Origin of the sequence: Streptomyces sp. SID5464, from assembly GCF_009862985.1 — a bacterium.
GTDB classification, from domain to species: Bacteria; Actinomycetota; Actinomycetes; order Streptomycetales; family Streptomycetaceae; genus Streptomyces; species Streptomyces chartreusis_D.
In genome coordinates this window covers 245,060-267,782 of sequence record NZ_WWIQ01000021.1, presented here as the reverse complement: position 1 = coordinate 267,782, position 22,723 = coordinate 245,060, and the positions used below count along the sequence as shown (strand labels likewise).

Sequence of the window (22,723 nt, the reverse complement as noted above, 5' to 3'; positions counted from 1 at the left end):
GTGAACGCCCCGCAAGTCGTGCCCTTTTCAGGCATTTTGTCTGCTTAGCATGCTTGCTCCGCCGTTCGAGAGGACACCAGATGGCGCTGACGGGCCGTCAAAGACCACCGTCCGAGCATGCTTTCTCCCCGCACGACGCCGTACTGCGCACCGCGGCACCGCACGTCGCCCGCCGCCGTTTCCTGACCGTCACCACGGCGGCCGCGCTGCTCGCCTTCTCCACCAACCGGCCGGCCCGCGGCGCCACGGCCGCCCCCGAGCTCGACGCGGCACGGATCACGGACGACCCGTTCACCCTGGGCGTGGCATCCGGGGACCCGCTGCCCGACTCGGTGCTGATCTGGACCCGGCTCGCTCCCGAGCCGTTCGCGGAGGACGGCGGCCTGGGCCAGCAGCGGGTCGTCGTCCAGTGGGAGGTGGCCTTGGACGAGTGGTTCGCCCTCGTCGTGCACCAGGGGGCCGCCACGGCCCACCCCGAGTACGCCCACAGCGTCCACGTCGACGTCAAGGGCATGATGCCGGACAGCCACTACTACTACCGGTTCCGGGCGGGCACCTGGATCAGCCCCGTCGGCCGCACCCGGACGGCGCCGGCCGAGGGCAGCGACGCGGACAGCCTGCGCCTGGCCGCCGTCGCCTGCCAGGCCTACCAGGACGGCTACTACACCGCCCACCGTCATCTGGCGCAGGAGGACGTCGACATGGTCTTCCACCTCGGCGACTACCTGTACGAGTACCCGGTGGACTCGGCCGGCGGGGACCGCCGCTACACCGACCGCAAGCTGCCCGACGTGTTCAACCGCGAGACCACCACACTGGCGGACTACCGGCTGCGCTACGCGCTCTACAAGAGCGACCCGGACCTGCAGGCCGCGCACGCCCGGCACCCGTTCGTCGTCACCTGGGACGACCACGAGACCGAGAACAACTACGCGGGCGCCGTCGACGAGAAGGGCGGTCCTCCCGAGCAGTTCCTGGTGCGGCGTGCCGCCGCCTACCGGGCGTACTGGGAGCACCAGCCGCTGCGTGCCGGGCAGCTTCCGCAGGGGCCCGACGCCCGGTTGTACCGCAGGCTGACCTGGGGCTCGCTCGCCCAGTTCGACATCCTCGACACCCGCCAGTACCGCTCCGACCAGGCCTACGCCGACCGGCCGCACGCGCCGGGCCCCGAGTCCGACGATCCGGCCCGCACCCTGACCGGCGCCGCGCAGGAACGCTGGCTGCTGGACGGCTGGCGGAACTCCACCGCGCTGTGGCACGTGATGCCCCAGCAGGTGTGCTTCTCCCAGCGCAGGTTCGACCTGACCGCGCCGGCCCGGGTCTCCATGGACGCCTGGGACGGCTACCGCGCCTCCCGCAACCGCGTCATGGCGGGCGCGAAGGCCGCGGGCGTCGACAACTGGATGGTCCTCACCGGCGACGTCCACGTCGGGTACGCCTTCGACATCAAGGACGACTTCGACGACCCGGCGTCCAGGACGGTGGGCACGGAGTTCACCTGCACCTCCATCGCCAGCGGCGGGAACGGCGCCCAGAAGCCCACCGAGTGGGACACGTACATGAAGGCCAACCCGCACATGAAGTTCTTCGACGGCCGGCGCGGCTACGTCCGGGTCGCGCTGGGCCGCGAGAACGCCCAGGCCGACTTCCGGACCGTCTCGGCCATCACGACCCCCGGGGCCGCCGTCTCGACGGCTGCGTCCTTCGTCACGGAGGTGGGCTCACCCGGCCTGAAGTCCGCCTGACCCGCGTCACGTCCGCACCTACTGCACTTGGCGCCCCATCCCCGCTCCAAAGCGCGAAACGCGGCGGCCCGGGACATCACTCCGGACCGTTCCGGCAAGGCCTATGGCCTTGCGTCAGTTCCACCGTGAGCGAAGGAGACACACCGAATGGTCCACAGACATGCCGTGACCGGCCGCCGGGCGGCCCTGACCGCGCTCGGCGCGCTCGTCGCCACCGGGATCCCCTCGGTCGTGGCGGCCGAGCCGGCGCCCCCCGCGGAACCTCTGCCCTCGGCCGCCCAGACCGTCGGCGCCGACCGCGCACCGGCTCCGGTCCTGCGTGCTCTGCAGCGCGACCTCGGGCTGACCCCGGCCCAGGCGTCCCGGCGACTGATCAACGAGGCGGAGGCGGGCACCCGGGCGGGGCGGCTGCGCAACGCGCTGGGCAACCGTTTCGCGGGGGCCTGGCTGCGCGGCACGACGTCGCAGGAGCTGTTCGTGGCGACCACCCACGCGACCGATGTGCCCGTCATCAAGGCCCAGGGCGCCAAGGCGGCCGTCGTGAAGCGGACACTCCGCGACCTCCGGGCCGCCAAACGGAAACTGGACGCGGCGGCGGGGCGCGTCAGCACGCGTGACACGCCCCTGTGGTACATCGACATCCCGGCGAACCGAGTCGTGGTGGAGGCCACGAACAAGGCCTCGGCCGCCGCCTTCGTCAAGGCCGCGGGCCTCGACGGCAAGAGCGTGGGCGTCAAGGTGACGGCCGACCGGCCGCGCCTTCTCACGGACATCACGGGCGGCGACGCCTACTACATCGACGGCTCCGCCCGCTGCTCCGTCGGCTTCTCCGTCACCAAGGGCGCGCAGCAGGGCTTCGCCTCGGCGGGCCACTGCGGCCGGAGCGGCGCCCGGACGACCGGGTTCAACAACGCGGAGCAGGGCACGATCCAGGCTTCCACGTTCCCCGGCAAGGACATGTTGTGGGTGGCCGTCAACGACCAGTGGACGGCCACCCCGAACGTGAGGGTCGAGGGCGAGCAGAAGGTGCAGATCACCGGCTCGGTCCAGGCGCTCGTCGGAGCCGCCGTCTGCCGCTCCGGCTCCACCACCGGGTGGCACTGCGGCCAGATCGAGCAGCACGACACCAGCGTCAGCTACGCCGAGGGCAGGGTGGACGGGCTGACCCGGACGACGGTGTGCGCCGAGCCGGGCGACTCCGGCGGGCCCTTCGTCACGGGCGTCCAGGCCCAGGGTGTGACCTCCGGCGGCACGGGCGACTGCACGAGCGGGGGCACCACCTTCTACCAGCCGATCAATCCCCTGCTCAGGGACTTCGGCCTCACGCTCAAGACCGCCGCCGCCCAGTCCTCGGCACAGCAGGACAAGGTCACGCAGGCGTGGGCCGCCGGGCGGGTCTATGAGGCCGGTGTCACGGTGAGCCACGCCGGTGTGCGCTACCAGTGCCTGCAGACCCACCAGGCCCAGGGCGCGTGGGTGCCCACTCGCACTCCGGCCCTCTGGCAGCGGGTGTGACGAAGGGTCAGGGCTGTCCGGTGCCGGCACGCCCCGTGCCGCCGGCGCCGGTCGGGCCCCGCTACTCCTCCTGAGCCAGCAGCGCGTACGCGGTGGCCAGGAACGGGTCGTGGGCGCGGAAGCGGCGGGTGCACAGCGCGGCCAGGGCCGTGCCGGTGTCCGGGCGGAAGCCCAGGAACGCCTGCTGGCCGAGCGTCGCGCCGCTGTGGAAATACATCGGTCCGCCGTCGGTCGGGTGACGGAACCAGGCGATGGTGTGGACGTGCCGGTGCCCGATGCCCCGGCGGAGCACGGGGCGGCACACCGCGCGCAGGGCGGGGGCCAGCTGCGATGGTGCTCCGTTCGGGTCCAGGTGAGCCTCGATGAAGGTGAGCAGGTCGTGCGGGGTGGCCCGCACGGCACCCGCCGCCTGGAAGCCCCCGGCGTCGAAGGGGGGTACGGGTGACTCCCCGTCCTTGCCGTGCCCGCGGGCGTCGAAGCCGGAGTCGTCCGCCCGCAGAGTCGTGCCGTTCAGGCCGAGCGGGCGCAGGACCTGGCCGGTGAGCAGGTCCTCCCACGGTGTGCCGGTCGCGGCGGCCAGTGCGTGCCCGAGCACGGCGACGCCGTAGTTGGAGTAGCGCCAGCGGGTACCGGGGCGGTGGCGGGGCCGGTGACGCAGGAAGGCGTCGACGACCCGGGCCGCGGGGAAGCGGGCGTAGGGGTTGGTGTGCCAGGCGGGCAGGCCCCGGAGGTAGAAGCCGGCCGGAAGGGCGGGCAGCCCGGAGGTGTGCGTGATCAGGTGGGCGAGCGTCACCGGGTTCGCACCCGCCGGCCGCCCCTCGTCCAGCAAGGCGGCGGCCGGTTCACCGCCGGACAACTCGCCGCTGTGGATCAGCCGGGCCAGCAGCAGACCGGTGAACGCCTTGGCGGCCGAGCCGGTCTCGTAGCGGAGGTCCTCGCGGGGAAGCGGCGGGGGCGGGGCGGTACCGCCGCTCAGGACGGTGCGGCGGCCGTGCCGGGAGAGGGCGAAGACGACGTCCGGGGCGTCGGATGCGGCCACGGCGTCCGCGAGCCGCTCGGCGAGCGGGCCGTCGTCCGGGGGCGCAGCCGGCCGACGGACGCGCCGGTCGGCGGTCGCGGCCGCAGGCGCCGCACGCTCATCCGTCGCCGTGTCACACAGTGGCGGGGACTCGTCCGCCGACCGGGCACGCGGTCCCGGGGCCCGGCCCCCCGACGTGCCACGCGAAGTAGCCGGACCCCCCTCCGCCGTCGTATCCCACCGAGCCGGCACGCCGCCCGCCGACCCCGAATGCGGCCCCGGCGCCCGGCCCCCCGACGTGCCGCGCGAGGTCGCCGGGTCCTCCTCCGCCGTCGTATTGCACCGAGCCGGCACGTCGTCCGCCGGCCGGGGATGGGGAGCCGGAGCCCACGTGTCGTCGGGTGGTTCGCCGGGCCAAGGCGTCTGCCGACGGGGCGTCATGAGGCCTCGGCGAGCAGGGACAGGGACCGGGAGGTGGCCAGGACGGAGGCGTAGGCCGCGACCAGGGTCGGGTGGTAGACGATGTCGAACACCTCGTCGGGGGCGCCCTCGGGCATCGTCCGCAGGGCGGGCATGGCCCCGTCGGGCTGCTGGGCGGCGGCGAAGCCCTCCCACGCCCTTTCGTCCAGGGTGGGGCGGGGCAGGCAGGCGTCGACCACCAGCAGTTCGCCGAGCAGGTCCCAGCGTTCCAGGTCCAGCCAGTCGTCGATCCAGACCGGCAGCCAGGTCTCGAGGTAGTCCGCGGTGCCGGGCGGCAGGCCGTCCGGCCTCTCCCCCCAGTCGGTCAGGTGGAAGACGTTGTGCGTGACGTCGTAGGCGATGTGCCCTTCCACGGTCCAGGGCTCGGGGGTGCGGGCCAGCCAGGTCGTGTCCCGCAGGTCGGCTTCCGGCGGCTTGGGCGTGAGACCGAACCGGCGCTGGAACGCGGACAGACCGAGTCGCCGGGTGGGGGTCGCCTCGAACGCCACCCAGCTGTCCAACCGGTGGTTCAGGACTGCCGCCCGCTCGATCTCGGGCTGGCTGTAGCCGAGTTCCTTGAAGGGCAGGTACACCTCGAACGGGATGGGGGACAGCGGCTCCGTGAGCTGCCCCCGCACCAGCATGCGGCCGCCGTCCAGCGTCTCGCGCCAGGCGTGGTCGAGGAGTTGCCGGGCCAGCTGCGCCTGACGCGATCCCGCGACACCCTCGCGGAAGAGCACCTTGCAGATCATGGCGAGTTCGCCGATGGGCTTGAAGCGCTCCAGGAAGCCGACCTCCGGGTCGACGTCGGGTTCCAGCTCGAATCCGTCGCGATGGGCCCACAGCCATTCCAGCGCGCCGGCTCCGACGTTGTGGATCAGGCGGGTGTCGGTCATCCCAGCACTCCTTGTCCGCCCGTCCGGTGGTGCGTGCCGGCCCGGGCTCCGTCGTCGAGCCGCCCGATGGTCAGGGTCGCCGCGAAGGCGGCCATGAGGGTGGGGTGGTAGTGGGAGAGGAAGTCCGGGCCGCTGTCGTGGCCCTCGCCGCTCCCCTGCTCCGGGATCGCGCCTGAGGGGTGCTGTACCGCCGCGATCCGCGCCCAGGCGTCCTGGAGGACATCGTGGTCGGGCAGCAGGGGCAGGCTCGCCGCCACGGCCAGCAACTCGCAGCCGAGGTCCCACATCCCGGCGTCCAGACACGTGTCGAGCCAGGGCGGCAGCCAGTCGGCGAGGTAGTCGGCCAGGTCCGGTGGCAGGCTCCCGGGCCCGGCGCGTCCCCAGTCGGTCAGGTGGAAGACCACGTGGGTGAGGGAGTAGCCCGAGGACGCCTCGAAGGTCCAGGGCTCGGGCAGCCCGGCCAGCCAGGTGCGCCGCAGCGCCTGCGGCATGCCGTCGGATTCCCGGATGCCGCTGCGGGTCTCGGCGTTCAGGACGCCGAGCCGCCGGGTGGGCTCCTGCTCGGTCAGCCGCCAGCTGCGGGTGCGGGCCACCGTGGCGGTGGCCGCCTCGTAGCCGGGGTGCCGCAGGCCCGCCGCGGCCATGGCGGCGTACACCTCCAACGGGTAGGTGGCGAAGGGCTCCAGCCGTTGCAGGCGCACGAACAGCTCTCCCCGGCCGGTCTGCTGCCACGCGAAGGCCATCAGGTCGGCCGCGCAGGCGTGGAGCGGATCCGGGGGCGCGGTGTGCCGGGACACGGTCGCGCACACCTGGGCCAGTTCCCCGAGCGGTTTCCAGCTGCGGTTCACCTGCCCGTCGGGGGCCAGCGCGTCCTCGCCCAGTGCGAACTGCTCGCGATGGGCGGACACCCACGCCAGCGCATCCTCGGCCACCTGCCGCGTCCCCCGTGACCTGCTCACACGAACGCTCCCGTCCGTGTCAGCCGCGCCGCCCGCACCTGCAGGGCCACGAGCGGGTCCTGACCGCCCATCAGCTCCACGAAGTCCAGGCCGTTGTCGAGTCCCAGCGTCCGCGGTACGCCGTCCAGAAGGGTCAGCCAGCGTCCGGCGCCGGCCGCCTGCCGCCAGTCCCTGCGGCGTACCGCGCGCACGAAGCCCCGGGCGACGTCGACCGGACGCTGCCCGGCCGCGCGGGCGACCGCGCACTCCTCGCCGGGCAGGGCGAGGGCGGCCAGGACCGCGAGCTGGTGCGTCAGGACTTGCCAGGTCGTTCCCCGGAGCCAAGCGGCGTCGGGTTCCTCGTCCGGGCCGTCGGCGTGGTCCGGGTCGAGCCGCCGCAGCGTACGTCGCATGGCCCAGTGGCTCCACCTGACGGTGGGGGCGGCGCCGGCACCGGGCGGGTAGGCCTCCACGGCCTTCCGGAACACGGCCAGTTCGCCGGGCGGGGGTGGGGCGTGCAGAAGGGTGCTCGGCAGCAACGCGTCGGCTCCCAGCACACGTACGGCCGCAAGGGTGAGGCCCTCCGCTTCCGTGTCGGCCACCGCCGGGCCGGGCGCACGAGCGTGGTCTCCGCTCCGAAGAGCGGAGACCACACCGGAAGCGAGTTCCCGCACCGCGTCCTGCAAGAGGGACGAAGTGCCTGACTGCTCCATGGTCACTCCTGTCGATCCACTCAACCCTTCTTGGGGCGCGGGGTGGGCGGCGAGAGGAGGAGACCGAATCCACCCTTGAACAGCGCGAGTGCGGCGCACTCACGGCTGTCGCGGTAGATGCCGTCGGCTTCTGCCGGGTCGAGTGCCGCTTCGATGTCGGCACTCTGGATGCCCGTCAGTTCTTCGGTGAACTTCTCGGTGGAAGTCATTGCACCATCTCCTTGGAGGAAGTGGACGCTTTCTCCTCTAGTGCACCCGATGTGGACAAAGCATGCCAACTTACCCATGAGTTTATTTCCATCACATATTCAACATCTCGCGCATGAGTAACAGCGCTGTCGCACTTGATGCCATGCACTGCGGGCCACCGGTTCAGCCCTGTGCCACCACCCGCAGGGTGCGGACGGAGGAGTCCGCCGCGTCGGGGATGAGGACACCGTGATCGGCACCGCTGCGCAGGTAGTCCAGGACCTCGTCGGTGATGACCTCGCCGGGTGCCACCACCGGCACGCCCGGCGGGTAGGGGCTGATCATCTCCGCGGCGATCCGTCCCGCGGCCCGTTCGGCGGGCACGTGCTCGACCGGGGCGAAGAACGCCTCGCGGGGCAGCATCGCCTGCTCCAGTTCCAGCGCCGAGGGCTCGGGCAGGTGGACCGGCGGCCGCCGCTCGATGGTGTCCGCACGCTCGACGAGCGCGGCCAGGGCGTCCACCAGGGCCGTCTCGGTCCGGTCGTCGTCCGCGTACGTGATCGAGGCGCTGATGCGGCAGGTGTCCGAGCCGCCGACGTCCACGTGGCGGTGGGTGCGCAGCCACTCCGTGGCCTGCATCCCGCTGATGCCGAGCTTCCGTACGTCTATGACGAGCTTGAGCGGATCGAGGTCGGCGGCGAGCCCCTCCTCCACGACCTCCCGGCCCATGGGCCGCAGACCCGGCAGGTCGGCGACCACCGCCCGGATGCGTTCGGCCCGGCGGATGGCCGCTTCCAGGAGCTCGCGTCCCTGTTCGACCATCTGGCGGCGCCAGCCGTCGAGCGTGGCGTACACGAGGGAGGAGGCACTGGTGGTGCCGAGCAGGTCCTCCCGCTGTTTCAGGGCCTCGGGCGAGACGCGGTCGTGCTGGAGGTGGAAGACGGAGCTCTGTTCCACGGCCCCGCCCATCTTGTGCACGCTGGTCACCACCAGGTCGGCCTCGGCATCCATGCCCCAGGCGGGCAGCGCAGGGTGGAACGGCAGGTGGGCGCCCCAGGCCTCGTCGACGATGACGGGCACGCCGAACTCGTGGCACACCCTGGCCACTCCCCCGATGTCCGCGCAGGAGCCCCAGTCGGTCGGGGTGATGAGCAGCATGCCCTTGGCGTCCGGGTGCTCCTCCAGACGACGGCGGACGTCATCGGGCTCGGGCGGGTGGGCCACGTGGCGTTCGGCGTCGAACTTCGGGTGCACCCAGATCGGCTCGACGCCGTTGACGACGACGGCCGCGATGACGGACTTGTGGGCGTTGCGCGACAGCAGCAGCTTCTCGCCCGGGCCGGCCACGGCCAGCATGGCGGTCTTCACGGAGAGGGAGCTGCCGCACGTGGAGAAGAACGCCTGCTCGGCGCCGACCGCGTCCGCCATGAGCTCCTGGGCCCGGCTGAGGACGCCCTGCGACTGGCGGCGGTCGTCGAGGCCGTTGAGGGAGAGCACGTCGGAACGGAACACGTCGAGCCCGACGATCTCGGCCACCCGGGGGTCCACTCCCCTGCCCTGCTTGTGGCCCGGCGGGCCGTAGGCGATGTCGCCGCGGCGCCGGAAGTCCTCCAGCGCCTCCAGGACCGGCACGCGCGAGTGGTCCATGGTTCCTCCCAGGTCCGGCCCGCCCGGCCGCCGCGGCGTCCACGCTGTCGTGGCCCGGCGGGGTACACCGACCGTGTTGCACTCGGGGACGCGTCGAAACGCGGTGCTGTCGCGCCCCTGGGCCGTGCCCCGCCCAGGGCACGGCCGCACGGGTCGGGAACGCGGCCCGTGCGGCCGCCCCAGGCGCTGAGCGCCCGGAAGCACAGCACACCGGCCGCACGCGGTCGGCACCACGGAGCACAGCCACACCGGCCGAGAACACGGCGACCCGTCGCCTGCGCTCGGCGTCGGGCACCGCGATACCCGCCAAGGGGCAGCCACACCGGCCCGAGACACGCCGAATGCCCCCGCCTCCGGCGCCGAGCCGCCCGGAGACACACCCGCACCGGACGGACGCGGCCGGTGGCGCTGTTCTGCGCCCTCACCAGCGCCGCCGGAGGCGATGCGCGGCAGGGCCCCCCACGGAACACAGCACCGCCCAGAACGCCGCGAGTGTCGTCGCACCGGGTGGTGAAACCCGGTCGGGGACTCATCGCGGTCGACGCCGGGGAGGCCCCTGTGGAGCGCACGCTCGACGACGTACACCAGGCCGTTCGTGAGGAGGTGGCGGCGCGGGCCGACGCGTTGTGGGGCGTGGCCTCGCTGCTGCACGCCGAGCCCGAGTACGCCTTCGCCGAGCACCGGGCGGCTGCCCTGCTGACGGGTGAGCTGGAGCGGGCCGGTTTCGCTGTGGAGCGCGAGGTGGCGGGGATGCCGACGGCGTTCACCGCGCGCTCGGGCCGGGGCCGGCCCGCCGTGGCACTGCTGCTGGAGTACGACGCCCTGCCCGGCCTCGGCCACGCGTGCGGCCACAACCTCATCGCGGCGGCCGGCCTGGGAGCCGCGCTGGCGGTGAGCGCCGTGCCGGATGCGGCCGCGGGGACGGTGCTGGCGGTGGGCACCCCCGCCGAGGAGGGCGGGGGCGGCAAGGCCCTCGAGGTGGAGGCCGGGGTGTTCGACGGCGTCGACGCGGCGCTGATGTTCCATCCGGGCGTCCACAGCTGGGTGCGGGCGCCGCTGACCGCGCAGGTGCAGTACCGGGTGGCCTTCCACGGCCGGGCCGCGCACCCCACGGGGAATCCGACGGAGGGCATCGACGCGCTCGCGGCGCTGGTGGAACTGTTCAACGTGCTGGCCGTGCTGGGACGGCGACTGCCGGAGGGCTCCCACGTGCAGGGCATCGTCACCCAGGGCGGCATCGCCACGAACATCGTCCCGGAGTACGCCGAGGGCCTGTTCGGTCTGCGCGCGGCCACGACGCCGGCGCTGGAGGACCTCACCGACCGGCTGCGCGAGTGCGCCGACGGCGTGGCGCGGGCCACGGGCACGACCGCCGAGGTGGAGCGGGCCACCGTGCGCTACGAGCACTTCCGGGACAGCGAGACGCTCTCCGAACGGTTCGCCGCGCATCTGTCCCGGGCCGGGATCTGGCTGTCACCGCCGGCGCCCGGCGTGTACCTGGGGTCGTCCGACATCGGGAACGTCAGTACGCGGGTGCCCGCCATCCACCCGTTCGTCGCGATCATGGACGAGGACGGCTCCGACCACACCACGGAGTTCGCCGAGGCCGCCGCCTCTCCCCGGGCCCGCGAGGTGCTGCTCGCCGCCACGGAGGCCCTCGCGTGCACCGCCGTGGACGTCCTGCTGTCGAAGGAGCTGCGCGCGGAGGCCTGGGCGCGCCACCGGGCGGCGCGAACCGCGTGAGTGCTTCAGCCCCAGGTGGGGAACCCGGCGAGCGCTGTACCCACCGACACCCTGGAGAGGGCCATGAGTCTGTTGCGTGTGCTCGGCCGTCCCATGCTGGCCTCGATGTTCCTCACGGGCGGCCTGAACTCCGTCCGCGACCCGGAGGCGGTCGCCCCGGCCGCCGAGCCGGTCGTACAACCGGTCACCGAACGCGTCTCGGCCCTGCCGGACCGCACCGAGCAGGTCGTACGGCTGAGCGGCGCCGTGCAGGTCGTGGCCGGGCTGATGCTGGCCACCGGGCGCATGCCGCGTCCGGCCGCGCTGGCCATCGCGGCCACGCTGGTGCCGACGACGCTGGCGGGGCACCGCTTCTGGGAGGCAGAGGATCCTTCGGAGCGGGCCCAGCAGCGGATCCACTTCTTCAAGAACATGTCCATGCTGGGCGGGCTGCTGATCGCCGCGGACGACACCGGCGCCCGCCCCTCGGTGCTGTGGCGCGGCAGCCACGCCGCCCGTGACCTGCGGCGGGACGCGAGTCTGGTGCGGCGCTCCGTCCGTGGCACCGCGGGCCCGGCCGCGGCGGCCGGGCGTATCCGGGCCAAGCTCCCGGCCTGACGCATCGGCGGGGGGCCGATCGGACCGCGCGTTAACCCCCTGGGGCCCGGGGGACCCGGGGGCTGGAGGTGAAGGACATGGGACACGGAGGAAACGTCATCGACGAGCTGGTGACCGATCACCGCGAAGTCGAGGAGATGTTCGGCAAGATCGAGGGACTGCCGTCCGGTCACGCGGACCGCAAGAGGTACGCGGACCAGGTCACGATCGAGCTGGTACGGCACTCGGTGGCCGAGGAGGCCTACCTCTACCCGGCCGTACGCGAGCACGTGGCCAACGGGGACAACCTCGCCGACCGGGAGCTCGAGGACCACGCCACGGCCGAGCGGATCATGAAGGACCTGGAGGGCTGCGACCCGGGCGACGCCGACTTCGACCGGCTGATGGGCATGCTGATGAGCGAGATCCGCTCGCACATCGCCGACGAGGAGGGCAACCTCTTCCCGGCGCTGCGACAGGCCTGTCCGATGGACACGCTGAACGAGCTGGGCGAGAAGGTCCGGAAGGCGAAGAAGACCGCCCCGACCCGGCCCCACCCGGCCGCCCCCGACAAGCCCCCGGCGAACAAGCTCCTGGCTCCGGGCACCGGGATGGTCGACCGGCTGCGCGACGCGCTGACCGGTCGCGGCAAGTCCGAGTAGAGCGGCCACCGCCGCACACCACAGAACAGAGAGAAGGGCCCGTCGCTCGGCGACGGGCCCTTCTCGCTGTCCGCTGTGGCCGCCGTCACGTGATGCGGCCGGGGCGAGGCTCATGATCGACAACTGTGATCAACCACACTCGCGGCCTCAAATGCCCGTGAGCCGGGTGTGGTTGGCAGGTGTGCGGGCGGCCGACGAGGTGCGTACGGAACCGACTCGGGGGTTTGCTCTGCCACGATGGTCGGCGCCGTATCCGGCGAGGGGAACCACCGCGCAGCGCAGCCGGTGTTCCTCGTTCTCCTCGTCCCCCTCCGCGTGAGTCCTCCGACTCGTCTTGCGAGTACCGATCTGTGTCTTCCTCACCCTCTCCTGCCCAGCCCGCCTCGCGCTCGCCCTGGCGGTCGCTGCGGTACCGCAGCATGCGCTGGTGGTCCGTCGCGAACTTCGTGTCGAACGCCGGTACGTGGATGCAGCTCACGGTGCAGAACCTGCTGGTCCTCCAGATCACCGGGTCGGCCGCCGCGACGGGGCTGTCCATGTCCGTGCAGGCCGCCCCGGCCCTGCTGATGAGCGTCCTCGGCGGCGCGGCCGTCGACCGGTGGCCCCGCAAGCTGACGGCGGCCGTGAGCCAGGCGCTGCTCGGCGCGATCGCCTTCACGACGGCCGTGCTCGTGGCGCTGGACCGGCTCGACATGACCTCCCTGATGGTGCTGGCCGCCGTCACGGGTGTCGTGGCGACCGTCGACAACCCGGCGTGCGCGCTGCTGGGCAACGATCTCGTCCCGGCGGAGGACGTGCCCTCGGCCATCGGGGTCGGGGCGCTGGTGCACCAGGCGGGCAGGCTCGTGGGAGCGGCCATGGCCGGTGTGGCGGTGGGATTCCTCGGCACGTCCGCGGCGTACTTCGCGAACGGCGTGTCGTTCCTGTTCGTGGCCTCGGTCATTCCCTTCCTGCGGCCTGCCGCCGGAGCGGTGCGGGAGGCCGCCGCGGGCCCGGGCCCGAAGGACACCGGCTCCGACATGTCCGTGCGCGAGGGGCTGGCCTTCTTCGCGCGCCGGCCGCGTCTGATGGCGCTCGCCGGGGTGACCGGGATCAGCGCGGTGTTCGGCCGCAACTACGGGCTCACCCTGGCGGTGCTCGTCACCGGGCCGCTCGCCGGTGGTGCCGGTTCGTTCGGCACGGTCTCGACCGTGCTCGCCGTCGGCGGCATCCTCGGTGCGGTCCTCGGCGCCCGGCTGCGTCGGCCGTCGGTGCGGCTGGTGGGGGCGCTGGCGGCGGCCGGGGCGCTGCTCCAGGTGGTGGCGGGGCTGTCGCCGTCGGTCGCGGTGCTGATCGTGCTCGTGCTGCCGATGGCCGTGGTGGAGTCCGTCTCCGACACCGCGGGCACGGCCGTACTGCAGACCGACCCGCCCGCCCATCTGCGGGGTCGTGTGCTGGGCGTGTGGGGCAGCATCGGCACGGTGTGGAGCCTGGGCGGCCCGCCCGCGCTCGGCCTCCTCATGGAACTGGCCGGCGCCCGTGGTGCCCTCGTCACCGGCGGACTGCTCATCGCCGGCGCGATCGGCGCGGGCCACCTGCTGCGCCGGCGCCGCACCGCGACGCCGGTGGTGGTCCGCACGGAGGAGGGCGACGTTCAGGGGCGGTCGGCACTGAGCACGGCGGCCTGAGCGGCCTCAGGACCCCGACGGCCGCAGGGCCGTCGTCGCCGCCTTCGCCGCCCGGCGGGTCAGCAGGGTCGTGGAACGGCCGTCGAGGTACGGCAGGACCACGGCCTGGCCGCCCCAGGCGCGCAGGGTCGCCGCCTCGGGCAGGTCCTGGACTGAGTAGTCGCCGCCCTTGACCCAGACGTCCGGCCGCAGCCGGGCCAGTACCGCCTCGGGGGTGTCCTCCTCGAACACCACGACGGCGTCGACACTGCCGAGCGCGGCGAGGACGCGGGCGCGGTCCGCCGCCGGGTTGAGCGGGCGGCCCGGGCCCTTGCGGCGGGTGACGGACGCGTCGGAGTTCAGGCACACGATGAGGCAGTCCCCGATCCGCCGCGCGCTCTCCAGCAGGCCGACGTGACCGGCGTGCACCAGGTCGAAGCAGCCGCCGGTGGCGACCACGGTGCCACCGCGGGCCCGGACGCTCTCCGCGAGGGTGAACGCGTCGGTCGCGGCGTCGTCCTCCGGGCCGGGCGGCGGCTCGGTCCGCCACAGGTCGGGGTTGCCCGCGCCGCCGGCCGCGACGAACGCGGCGGCCTCGGCGACCGCCCGTTGCAGGGCCTCCTCGGGCAGCAGGCCGTCGGCGAGGGCCGCCGCCGTGGTCGCCGCGAAGCAGTCGCCCGCGCCGCACGGGTCCCCGGCTGCCCGGTAGGGCACGGGGACGAGCATCGGCGTACCGGCCCCGGGCCGGGCCAGCAGCACCCCCCGGTCACCAAGGGTGACGGCGACTCCCGCGGCGCCCCAGCGCTCCGCGAGCCGTGTCCCGCGTTCGGCGTACGCGCCCAGGGACGTCCCTCCGGAGCCGGGGTGGAGAGCTTGCGCCTCCGCCGCGTTCGGCGTGACGAGCCGGGCTCCGGGCACGGGCGGGTCGCCCTTGGGGTGCGGGTCCCACACCAGGGGTGTGCGGCGGGCGGCTGCCTCGAGGTGCGGCCGCAGGGCGCCCGCGGTGTGGCGCCCGTAGTCGGCGACCAGGATCGCGCGGGCGTTCGCCAGGGCCTCCCGGACCGCGTCGTCGGGTTCGCCGGGCGTGCCGCCGCCCCGGTCGATGCGTACGACGGGCCGGCCGCCCGCGAGCACGCGGGTCTTGACCGGCAGGGTGCCCTTGAGCGGGAGCTCCAGCAGCCGGACCCGGCCGCGCAGGTCACGCCGTACGGCCTCGCTGGCGTCGTCGTCGCCGAGGGCGGTCACCAGGACCACGTCCCGGCCGCCGCGGGCGGCGAGGGCGGCGGCCAGTCCGGCTCCTCCCGGGTGCCGCCGGTCGCCGGTGACGTCGACGACGGGGGCGGGGGCGTCCGGGGAGAGCCGGGTGGAGACGCCTTCGATGTCCTCGTCGAGGAGGACGTCCCCGACGACCGCGAGCGGTTCCGGTCCGGTCATGACGTGCTCCCGTGGGTGAGGACCGTGCGCCGTGCGAGCGGTGAGGACACGGCCGTGTCGAAGCACTCGCAGAGCAGGTGGACGGCGACGAGGTGGGTCTCCTGGACGGTCGCGGTGCTGCCGGCGTCGACGCACAGGGCTTCGTGGGCGGCTTCCGCGAGCGGGTTCGGGCCGCGCCCGGTGAGCGCCCACACGTGCAGTCCGGCCTGCCGGGCGGTCACGGCGGCGGCGACGAGGTTGGCGCTGCGGCCTGAGGTGGACAGCAGCATCAAGATGTCGCCGGGGCGGCCGTGGGCGGTGACCTGGCGGGCGTAGACGTGGTCGAAGCCGTAGTCGTTGCCGATGGCGGTCACGCTGGACGTCTCGGCGTGCAGCGCGAGCGCGGAGTAGGCGCGGCGTTCCTGACGGTAGCGGCCGACCAGTTCGGCGGTGAGGTGCTGGGCCTGGGCGGCGCTGCCGCCGTTGCCCGCGGCGAGGAGCCGGCCGCCGCCGGTCAGGACGTCGGCGAGCCGGCCGCCCCAGTCCGCGATCCGTTCGAGGCCGTGCCGGCGGAACCGGCCGAGTGCCTCTTCCAGTGACCGGCAGTGCAGGCGGGCGGCATCGAGCGCGGGGTGTGCAGGGTGTTCGCTCATGCTGTTCGGGCGTGCCGCCGCCCGGTGGACGGTGGCGGACCCGCACCTCCTTCGGTCTTCGGGGTACCGGCGGTTGTCGGCGGGCCGGGGACGGATCGGTTCAGCCGGCGCCCGTCGCGGCGGGCTCGGCGTCGAGCACCTCGCAGTAGGCGGCCTCGGTGGCCGCGGCGACCCGGCCCCAGCCGTAGCGGCTCAGGACCCGGCGGCGGCCGGCCGCCCCGCACGCCTCGCGGGCCGCCGGGTCGGCGAGCAGGACGGCGACGGCGCCGGCCAGGGCCTCCGGGTCGCGGGGTGGCACCAGCCGCCCGGTGCCCGGGTCGGCGACGGTGTCGAGCTGCCCGCCGACCGCGCTGGCCACGACGGGCACGCCGCACGCCATGGCTTCCAGCGGGACGATGCCGAAGGGCTCGTAGTCGGCGGGGCACACCACGACGTCTGCGGAACGCAGCAGCGGCGGCACGTCCTCGCTGGGCACGGCGCCGGTGAAGCGGACCCGGTCGGCGACGCCGGCGTCCCGGGCGATGCCGCGCAGCCGACGCACCTCCGGGTCGTCGTCGAGCCGGTCCGCGGGCGGCCCGCCGACGACGACGAGTTCGGTGCCGGGCAGCCGGGCCAGCGCGGCGACGGCCACCGCGGCTCCCTTGCGCGGCACCAGCCGGCCCAGCTGGAGCAGCCGGTGCGGGTACGGGCCGCGCGGCGCGGCCGGGCCCTTGGGGGTGAACCGGTCGGGGTCGACGCCGCACGGCACGATGCCGATCTTGTGCCGGGGGATGCCCATGCGGGTCAGTTCGGCTGCCTCGTCCCGGCAGGTGGCGACGATGCGGTCGCAGCCCAGCCCGATCTCGATCTCGCCGGGGATCCGCTCGGGCGGGCTGGTGTCGGCATGGCGCTGGTGCCGTCGCTTCACGGTGCCGAGGGCGTGGTACGTGTGCAGCAGGGGCAGCCCGTGGGCACGGGCCGCGCGCAGTGCGGCCAGGCCCGACATCCAGTAGTGCGAGTGCACGAGGTCGGGGGCCCGGGTGCGCCAGCCGCGTGCCAGGTAGCGGCCGAACTCGCCCATGTACGGCAGCAGCTCGTCCTTGGGAAGCGGCTCGGCCGGTCCGGCGGGGACGTGGTGCACCTCGACGCCTTCGCGCAGCTCCACCCGGCCGGGCAGGTCGGGTGCGTCACGGCGGGTGTAGACGGTGACGCGGTGGCCACGGTCGGCGAGGGCGCCGGCGAGGCAGGCGACGTGGACGTTCTGCCCGCCGGCGTCGACCCCGCCGAGCGCGGCGAGCGGACTGGCGTGCTCCGAGACGAGCGCGATCGCGAGGACGCCCGGGTCGAGGGGGTCGCCGCCGAGCGGTCCGGTGGGGAAGGGGCTGAGGGACGGGGTCATGAGCACACCTCCGTGATCAGGCGCTCCCAGTCGGCGAGGAAGCGCTTGAGCCCGTAGCGTTCGAGGGCCGCCTGCCGGGCCCTGGCCCCGTCCGCGGCCGCGGCCTCGGGTTCGTGGAGGTAGCGGCGGGCGGCGCGGGCCAGGACGTCGGGGCGGGTGGAGAGGGTGCCCGCGCCGGGCGGGACGGCCTCGACGGCCCCGGTGGTGGCGAGGGCCAGGACGGGCAGGCCGAGGTGCATCGCCTCCAGCAGGGACAGCCCGAGGGAGGTCCAGCGCACCGGGTGCAGGTACATGCGGCGTTCGGCCATCGCCGTGTGCAGCTCGCTCTGCGGCAGGTCGGCGGTGCGGCACCGGTCGGGTGGCAGGGCGAGGTGGCCGGCCAGGCCCTCGGTGCCCATGCCGAACACGTCGAGCGGTACCGCCTCGGTCAGGGCGGGCAGCAGGTCCGTGCCGGTGTACCGGGCGCGTCGCACGGGTTCGTTGACGACGACGGCGGCGCGGGCGAGCCGGCCGGTGTAGCGGTGGCCGGGGTCGACGATGCCGTGTTCGACGACCTCGGTGCGGGTGCTGCCGCAGTCCCAGAACAGCCGGTTGAAGTGCGTGACGTGCACGATGGTCAGATCGGCGCGGTCGGCGCACGGATGCCGGGTGTCCGGTACGCCGCCGTCGGGCGCGTTGTGCTCCAGGTACAGCGCGGGCACGTCCCGGCCGGGGCGGCGTCCGCCGAGCCAGCGTTCGGCCAGTTCGAGTTCGTGCGGCCGTTGCAGGAGGACCAGGTCGACGGGCGTGTCGCGGAGTTCCCCGGGGGTGACCTCGCGGACCGAGGCGGGCCAGGAGAAGGTGCGGGCCCGTCCCAGGCCGTCCGGGTCGCGGCCCGGGGTGACGGGGACGAGGCAGGTGTGCGGGCCCTGGACGAACGCGGTCGTCCAGGAGCCGTGCACGTGCCACAGCAGGATGTTCATACGGCCGCTCCTCGCTCCGTCTGTTCTCCCTGGTCCGCCGGGTCGCCGGTGAGGGCCGCCACGGCGGCGAGCACCTCGGCGTCGCCGATGCCGTCCAGGCAGGGGTGTCCCGGCAGGGGGCAGTGCCGGGCCCGGGTGTCCGCGCACGCGGCGCGCCGGTCGCCGAGCAGGACGTGCGGCACGCCGTAGGGGGCCCATCGTTCGGCCGGCACGACCGGTGCGAAGAGGCTGACGACAGGTGTGCCGACGGCGGCGGCGAGATGGGCCGGGCCGGTGTTGCCGGCCACCACGGCCCGCGCCCGGGCGAGGACTCCGGCCAGGTGCGGCAGATCGGTGGCGCCGCCGAGGTCCAGCGCGTGCCGCCCGGCGACCCGCGCGGTCAGCTCCCGCTCGGCGCGGCTCCCGGTGACGACGACCCGGTGTCCCTCGGCGGACAGGGCGGCGACGGCCCGTGCCGCCCGGCCGGGGGTCCAGGCCCGGGCGGGGACGGCGGCGCCGGGGTGGACGACGACGTACGGTTCGCGGCCGGTGAGGTGAATGGTGCGGGGTGGCGGTGTGACGCGCAGCCTGCCGTCGTCGCCGGGCGGAAGGGCGTAGCCGGCGGCGCGTGCCAGGTCGAGGGCGGCCAGGGCCTCGTGGCGGTGCGGCGGTCTGCGGTGCCGCAGGTCGAGCAGCGCTCCCGGGTAGTCCTCGCTGTCGGCGGCGGTCCAGCCGATCCCGGCGAGCCTCAGCAACAGGGCGATCGGCAGCGCGCTCTGGTGGTACGACACGAGGACGAGCGCCCGGTCGAAGCGGCCCGCCGTGAGTGTCTCCATCAACCGCCGGGTGGCCCTCCGGGTGACCGGCGGGGGCTCCAGCCCGACCCAGGGGGCGTCGTAGGTCAGCACGTCGTCCGCCCCGGGCAGCATCCGCCCGGCCGCGGCGCCCTGCGGCCCGCACAGCAGCGCGGTGTACGAGGACCCGGCCGCGACGGCCCGCACGGCGGGCCCGGCCAGGAGCACGTCTCCGGCGCTGTCGAGACGGACGACGAGGGTCCGGGGCAGGCGGCTGCGGGAACGGATGGGGGTCATCGCGGCTCCCCCGTCGGCAGGGCGGGGTGGCCGCGCGGTGCCGCCGCCGGCGCGGCCGGGTGACGGCGCGGTTCGCCGGCCGGCCCGGCCGGGCCGCTCCGCCACTCCCTCGTCGCCGTACCGGGATTCCACCGAGGCTGTCCCGCCGGCGCAGCGGCGGGGGCCGGGTCGAGGACGAGGCGAACCGCGGCGAGCAGGTCGGCTGCCGTGGTGTCGGCCGCTGCGGTCTCCTCGGGGCGGGTGTCGGTCGTGGGGACCAGGACACCGCGGGCCCCCGCGGCCCGCGCGGCCTCCACGTCGGCCCCGATGTCACCGATGACGACGGTGCGTCCGGACGGGACGGCAAGCCGGCGGCACGCGGCCAGTACCAGGCCCGGGGCCGGCTTGCGGCAGCCGCAGCCCTCCCCCGGCCCGTGCGGGCACACGGCCCAGACGGCGAACGGCCCGAGCAGCTCCTCCACCCGCAGACGTACGTCCTCGACCTGGCGAGGAGTCAGCAGACCACGGGCCACGCCCGACTGGTTGGTCACGACACCGACGGGAATCCCGGCGGCGCGCACGGCGGCGACGGCCTCCCGCGCGCCGGGCATGAGCGCGACCCGCGACGGGTCCCCGTTGTAGGGGACGTCGGCGACGAGCGTGCCGTCGCGGTCGAAGAGGACAGCCGCGGGAAGCGGGCCGCCGGGGTCGTGCGGGGGCAGCCGTCCCCCGGTGGACCCGTTCCGCCCGGAGAGCAGCCAGGGGCCGGTGGGGCGGGTCATGACCGCAGCCGTTCCCTGACCACCGGGCGGGGCGCGGGCGCCGGCCCGCCGGTCCGCAGCGGGGTGAGCGGCCGGGCCGTACGGTGCGCGAGTCGCCCGCGCAGCCAGTGCCAGGTCGCGGCCGGCGGGACGAGCGCGCTGGTCACGGCCATGGTGAGTACCTCGTCACGGGTGCGCGGCCCGGGCAGGATCCGGGCGAGGGCGAATTCGGCCGTGCCGGCCAGCCATGCGGCGGCGCAGGCCCCGGCCGGCCGGTACCGGCCGAGCAGGGCGCAGCCGAGCGCCGTCACCCCCGCACCGGTCACGGCCAGGTGCAGGGGCAGCCGCCCGCGGGGAGCCTCCGCCCGGCGCCACCAGGTGCGGCCGTGCAGCCGGGTCATCAGCACGTCGTCGGCGTTGCCGGCCTGGAGACGGACGGAGGTCCACAGCCCGGCCGGCCGCACGGGGTGGGTGGTGGTGCGCCGGCCCCCGGTGAGGGTCCAGCCGGCGTCGAGGATGCGCAGGGCGAGGTCGGCGTCCTCCCGGAAGGCCCGCCGGAAGCGTTCGTCGAACCCGCCGACGGCGGCCAGCGCGTCCCGGCGGTACGCCATGTCGGCGGTGATCCAGCGGGCGCCGGCGAGTCCGGCCGTGTTGCGTTCCCAGTCGGTGGGGCGGCGGTCGGTGGGCAGCGGCACCTCGATCCGGGCGCTGATCCCGGCGGTCCGGTCCGTCGCCGCGGCCAGGTCCATCGTCAGGTCGTCGCCCCAGGTGGGCCCCGGTACGACGTCGTCGTCGAGGAAGACGATCCAGGGCACGTCACCGGCGGCCCGCCAGCCGAGGTTGCGTGCGGCGGCCGGGCCGCGCGCCCCGCCGGGTACGACGAGGGTGCGCGAGCGCAGGGACGGCGGGACGTCGGCGGTGAGGGACGGGCCGGCCGGGTCGGGCCGGTCGTCGACGAGGACCACCCGGACCGGCCCCGGTCCGCTCGCCTCGGCCAGTGCGTGCAGGCACCCGCGCAGGCTGGGCCGGCCGAGGGTCGGGACGACGACGGCGTACTCGGCATCCCGGGTGCGGGCGTCGGGCTCGGTCATCGCAGGCCTCCGGCGTCCTCGGAACGGAACAGGTCGCCGCGGCGGACGGCGTAGGGGCCGATGGCCAGCAGGTCGACGGGTGAGGAGCCGAAGCACTCCAGGGCGTCGCGCGGGTCGTCGACCATGGGCCGGCCGGCCGTGTTGAGGCTGGTGTTGACGACGACGGGCAGCCCGGTGAGTCGCTCGAACTCGCCGAGCATGCGGGCCACCAGCGGTTCGCGCGCCGGGTCGACGGTCTGGATGCGGGCCGTGCCGTCGACGTGGACGACGGCGGGGATGCGGTCCCGCCAGGCCGGCGCGACGTCGTGCACGAACAGCATGTACGGGCTGGGCAGCGGGCCGTCGAAGATCTCGGCGGCGCGGTCGGCGAGGACCATGGGTGCGACGGGCCGGAACTGCTCGCGGCCCTTGACGTCGTTGAGCCGTTCGAGGTTGCCCGCGTGCCCGGGGTGGGCCAGCAGGGAGCGGTGGCCGAGCGCCCGGGGGCCGTACTCGGAACGCCCCTGGAACCAGGCGACGATGGCGTTGTCCGCGAGGGCGCGGGCGACGGTGGCGGCGATGTCCGGGGGCCGTTCGAAGGGCACGGCGGCCGTCTTCAGCGAGGCTCCGAGCTCCGCGTCGGACCAGTCCCGGCCGAGGTCGGCGCCGGTCATGGGCTCCGGTTCGTCACCCTCGGCGGCGGACAGCAGCAGGGCGCCGCCCAGGGCGGTACCGGCGTCTCCGGCGGCGGGCTGCACCCACACCCGGGAGAAGGGGCCCTCGCGTGCGATACGGGAGTTGGCGACGCAGTTGAGGGCGACGCCGCCCGCGAGCGTGAGCACCCGGTCGTGGGTACGGCCGTGCAGCCAGCGCACGAGGTCGAGCAGGGTCTCCTCCAGCACGGCCTGGGCGCTGGCGGCGACGTCGGCGTGGTCCTGGGTCCACGGCTCGTCGGGGCCGCGGGGCGCGCACAGGTCGTGCCAGGGCACGCCGGTGGCGTGGAAGCCGCCGTCGCCGGTGGGGTAGACGTGGCGGCGCAGCTCGGTGAGCATGCGCGGGGTGCCGTGGGAGGCGAGGGCCATCACCTTGAACTCGTCGGAGGAGCGCAGGAAGCCGAGGTGTTCGGTGAGTTCCTCGTAGACGAGGCCGAGCGAGTGCGGCAGGTCCTGGGCGTGCAACGCCTCCAGCCGGCCGCCGACGCGGCGGGCGGCCAGGTGGGAGGCGCGTTCGCCGCGGCCGTCCAGGACCAGGACCGAGGAGTCGCCGGCGTCCGGTGCGGCGAAGGCGCCGGAGGCGGCGTGGGCCATGTGGTGCGGCACGAAGCGGACGATGCCGGGGGCGAGGCCGGGCAGGGCCGTCCGCAGGAAGCCGGGCGCCTCACGGGCGTAGATCAGCCGCAGGTGGTCCCACGGGTCGTCCAGGCCCATGTCCTCGGCGGGCCGGGCGAGTGCCGGGTCGAAGGAGTAGGTGACGGCGTCGAGGTCCTGCGGGCGCAGCCCGGCCCGCTTCAGGCACCAGGCGGCGGCCTTCTCGGGCAGCTCCCAGGCGGAGAACGGCAGGGGTCTCTTCCCGTGCTTGCGCCGGGAGAACCGCTCCTCCTCCGCGGCGGCGACGGTCCGCCCGTCGATCACCAGGGCGGCGGCGGGGTCGTGGAAGAGGGCGTTGATTCCGAGGATGCGCATGGGGTGGC

At 74.6% G+C, this 22,723-nt stretch carries 19 protein-coding genes and 1 pseudogene; 6 read left to right on the top strand and 14 right to left on the bottom strand.

Annotated features, from left to right (window positions below):
• Nucleotides 1-80: 80 nt before the first annotated feature.
• Together GTY47_RS15200 and GTY47_RS15195 are read left to right on the top strand one after the other, a co-directional pair.
• Nucleotides 81-1,745, top strand: a complete 1,665-nt coding sequence (locus GTY47_RS15200; RefSeq protein ID WP_010033560.1) for an alkaline phosphatase D family protein — start codon at nt 81-83, stop codon at nt 1,743-1,745.
• 147 nt (nt 1,746-1,892) lie between these two features.
• Complete coding sequence (locus tag GTY47_RS15195; protein WP_010033558.1) at nt 1,893-3,260, top strand: alpha-lytic protease prodomain-containing protein; 1,368 nt, start codon at nt 1,893-1,895, stop codon at nt 3,258-3,260.
• Between the two features lie 61 nt (nt 3,261-3,321).
• Here GTY47_RS15195 and GTY47_RS15190 read toward each other — a convergent pair.
• The 6 genes and pseudogenes from GTY47_RS15190 to GTY47_RS15165 all read right to left on the bottom strand — a co-directional run.
• Nucleotides 3,322-4,332 (bottom strand): annotated as a pseudogene (locus tag GTY47_RS15190) (serine hydrolase domain-containing protein); the annotation flags it as partial.
• 383 nt (nt 4,333-4,715) lie between these two features.
• Nucleotides 4,716-5,633 carry a hypothetical protein gene (locus GTY47_RS15185; RefSeq protein WP_010033554.1) on the bottom strand — a complete coding sequence of 306 codons (918 nt, stop codon included), beginning with the start codon at nt 5,631-5,633 and terminating at the stop codon, nt 4,716-4,718.
• A complete protein-coding gene (locus GTY47_RS15180; RefSeq protein ID WP_086012458.1) occupies nt 5,630-6,592 on the bottom strand; it encodes a hypothetical protein in 963 nt (320 codons plus the stop codon). Before GTY47_RS15180 ends, GTY47_RS15185 begins: the two co-directional genes overlap by 4 nt.
• A complete protein-coding gene (locus GTY47_RS15175) occupies nt 6,589-7,284 on the bottom strand; it encodes a hypothetical protein (protein ID WP_029180734.1) in 696 nt (231 codons plus the stop codon). Before GTY47_RS15175 ends, GTY47_RS15180 begins: the two co-directional genes overlap by 4 nt.
• A gap of 20 nt (nt 7,285-7,304) precedes the next feature.
• On the bottom strand, nt 7,305-7,493 hold the full coding sequence (locus GTY47_RS15170; RefSeq protein ID WP_010033546.1) for a hypothetical protein: 189 nt from the start codon (nt 7,491-7,493) through the stop codon (nt 7,305-7,307).
• 163 nt (nt 7,494-7,656) lie between these two features.
• Entirely contained in the window at nt 7,657-9,120 is a 1,464-nt protein-coding gene (locus tag GTY47_RS15165; RefSeq protein WP_010033543.1) for a PLP-dependent transferase, read from the bottom strand.
• A gap of 558 nt (nt 9,121-9,678) precedes the next feature.
• Between GTY47_RS15165 and GTY47_RS15160 the strand changes: the two genes are divergently transcribed.
• The 4 genes from GTY47_RS15160 (at nt 9,679) to GTY47_RS15145 (ending at nt 13,768) form a co-directional block, all read left to right on the top strand.
• On the top strand, nt 9,679-10,863 hold the full coding sequence (locus GTY47_RS15160) for an amidohydrolase (RefSeq protein WP_029180733.1): 1,185 nt from the start codon (nt 9,679-9,681) through the stop codon (nt 10,861-10,863).
• Nucleotides 10,864-10,926: 63 nt separating this feature from the next.
• Entirely contained in the window at nt 10,927-11,460 is a 534-nt protein-coding gene (locus GTY47_RS15155) for a DoxX family protein (RefSeq protein WP_010033540.1), read from the top strand.
• 77 nt (nt 11,461-11,537) lie between these two features.
• On the top strand, nt 11,538-12,101 hold the full coding sequence (locus GTY47_RS15150; protein WP_010033538.1) for a hemerythrin domain-containing protein: 564 nt from the start codon (nt 11,538-11,540) through the stop codon (nt 12,099-12,101).
• A 350-nt stretch (nt 12,102-12,451) separates the two neighbouring features.
• Nucleotides 12,452-13,768, top strand: a complete 1,317-nt coding sequence (locus tag GTY47_RS15145; protein ID WP_040902453.1) for an MFS transporter — start codon at nt 12,452-12,454, stop codon at nt 13,766-13,768.
• Nucleotides 13,769-13,774: 6 nt separating this feature from the next.
• Here GTY47_RS15145 and rfaE2 read toward each other — a convergent pair whose 3' ends face one another.
• The 8 genes from rfaE2 to GTY47_RS15105 all read right to left on the bottom strand — a co-directional run bounded on the left by rfaE2 (nt 13,775) and on the right by GTY47_RS15105 (nt 22,715).
• Nucleotides 13,775-15,181, bottom strand: a complete 1,407-nt coding sequence (gene rfaE2, locus GTY47_RS15140; protein WP_010033533.1) for a D-glycero-beta-D-manno-heptose 1-phosphate adenylyltransferase — start codon at nt 15,179-15,181, stop codon at nt 13,775-13,777.
• The gene (locus tag GTY47_RS15135; protein WP_010033530.1) at nt 15,178-15,813 is read right to left on the bottom strand and encodes an SIS domain-containing protein; all 636 of its coding nucleotides are present in this window, start codon (nt 15,811-15,813) and stop codon (nt 15,178-15,180) included. The genes rfaE2 and GTY47_RS15135 overlap by 4 nt, the downstream gene beginning before the upstream one ends.
• 100 nt (nt 15,814-15,913) lie before the next feature.
• Nucleotides 15,914-17,191: a glycosyltransferase gene (locus GTY47_RS15130; protein ID WP_010033523.1), complete on the bottom strand. Its 1,278-nt coding sequence runs from the start codon at nt 17,189-17,191 to the stop codon at nt 15,914-15,916.
• On the bottom strand, nt 17,188-18,153 hold the full coding sequence (locus GTY47_RS15125) for a glycosyltransferase (RefSeq protein WP_010033521.1): 966 nt from the start codon (nt 18,151-18,153) through the stop codon (nt 17,188-17,190). Before GTY47_RS15125 ends, GTY47_RS15130 begins: the two co-directional genes overlap by 4 nt.
• Nucleotides 18,150-19,223, bottom strand: coding sequence for a glycosyltransferase family 9 protein (locus tag GTY47_RS15120; RefSeq protein ID WP_050810158.1), 1,074 nt, complete (start codon nt 19,221-19,223; stop codon nt 18,150-18,152). The genes GTY47_RS15125 and GTY47_RS15120 overlap by 4 nt, the downstream gene beginning before the upstream one ends.
• On the bottom strand, nt 19,220-19,984 hold the full coding sequence (locus GTY47_RS15115) for an HAD-IIIA family hydrolase (protein ID WP_010033517.1): 765 nt from the start codon (nt 19,982-19,984) through the stop codon (nt 19,220-19,222). The genes GTY47_RS15120 and GTY47_RS15115 overlap by 4 nt, the downstream gene beginning before the upstream one ends.
• On the bottom strand, nt 19,981-21,054 hold the full coding sequence (locus GTY47_RS15110; RefSeq protein WP_010033515.1) for a glycosyltransferase: 1,074 nt from the start codon (nt 21,052-21,054) through the stop codon (nt 19,981-19,983). Before GTY47_RS15110 ends, GTY47_RS15115 begins: the two co-directional genes overlap by 4 nt.
• Nucleotides 21,051-22,715 carry a carbamoyltransferase C-terminal domain-containing protein gene (locus tag GTY47_RS15105; RefSeq protein WP_010033513.1) on the bottom strand — a complete coding sequence of 555 codons (1,665 nt, stop codon included), beginning with the start codon at nt 22,713-22,715 and terminating at the stop codon, nt 21,051-21,053. The genes GTY47_RS15110 and GTY47_RS15105 overlap by 4 nt, the downstream gene beginning before the upstream one ends.
• Nucleotides 22,716-22,723: the final 8 nt, after the last annotated feature.

What these genes read in the sequence shown, in the direction of transcription:
- GTY47_RS15200 (WP_010033560.1), top strand. Translation starts at nt 81, where the DNA reads ATGGCGCTGACGGGCCGTCAAAGACCACCGTCCGAGCATGCTTTCTCC.
- GTY47_RS15195 (WP_010033558.1), top strand. Translation starts at nt 1,893, where the DNA reads ATGGTCCACAGACATGCCGTGACCGGCCGCCGGGCGGCCCTGACCGCG.
- GTY47_RS15185 (WP_010033554.1), bottom strand. Translation starts at nt 5,633, where the DNA reads ATGACCGACACCCGCCTGATCCACAACGTCGGAGCCGGCGCGCTGGAA.
- GTY47_RS15175 (WP_029180734.1), bottom strand. Translation starts at nt 7,284, where the DNA reads ATGGAGCAGTCAGGCACTTCGTCCCTCTTGCAGGACGCGGTGCGGGAA.
- GTY47_RS15170 (WP_010033546.1), bottom strand. Translation starts at nt 7,493, where the DNA reads ATGACTTCCACCGAGAAGTTCACCGAAGAACTGACGGGCATCCAGAGT.
- GTY47_RS15165 (WP_010033543.1), bottom strand. Translation starts at nt 9,120, where the DNA reads ATGGACCACTCGCGCGTGCCGGTCCTGGAGGCGCTGGAGGACTTCCGG.
- GTY47_RS15155 (WP_010033540.1), top strand. Translation starts at nt 10,927, where the DNA reads ATGAGTCTGTTGCGTGTGCTCGGCCGTCCCATGCTGGCCTCGATGTTC.
- GTY47_RS15150 (WP_010033538.1), top strand. Translation starts at nt 11,538, where the DNA reads ATGGGACACGGAGGAAACGTCATCGACGAGCTGGTGACCGATCACCGC.
- rfaE2 (WP_010033533.1), bottom strand. Translation starts at nt 15,181, where the DNA reads ATGACCGGACCGGAACCGCTCGCGGTCGTCGGGGACGTCCTCCTCGAC.
- GTY47_RS15135 (WP_010033530.1), bottom strand. Translation starts at nt 15,813, where the DNA reads ATGAGCGAACACCCTGCACACCCCGCGCTCGATGCCGCCCGCCTGCAC.
- GTY47_RS15130 (WP_010033523.1), bottom strand. Translation starts at nt 17,191, where the DNA reads ATGACCCCGTCCCTCAGCCCCTTCCCCACCGGACCGCTCGGCGGCGAC.
- GTY47_RS15125 (WP_010033521.1), bottom strand. Translation starts at nt 18,153, where the DNA reads ATGAACATCCTGCTGTGGCACGTGCACGGCTCCTGGACGACCGCGTTC.
- GTY47_RS15120 (WP_050810158.1), bottom strand. Translation starts at nt 19,223, where the DNA reads ATGACCCCCATCCGTTCCCGCAGCCGCCTGCCCCGGACCCTCGTCGTC.
- GTY47_RS15115 (WP_010033517.1), bottom strand. Translation starts at nt 19,984, where the DNA reads ATGACCCGCCCCACCGGCCCCTGGCTGCTCTCCGGGCGGAACGGGTCC.
- GTY47_RS15110 (WP_010033515.1), bottom strand. Translation starts at nt 21,054, where the DNA reads ATGACCGAGCCCGACGCCCGCACCCGGGATGCCGAGTACGCCGTCGTC.
- GTY47_RS15105 (WP_010033513.1), bottom strand. Translation starts at nt 22,715, where the DNA reads ATGCGCATCCTCGGAATCAACGCCCTCTTCCACGACCCCGCCGCCGCC.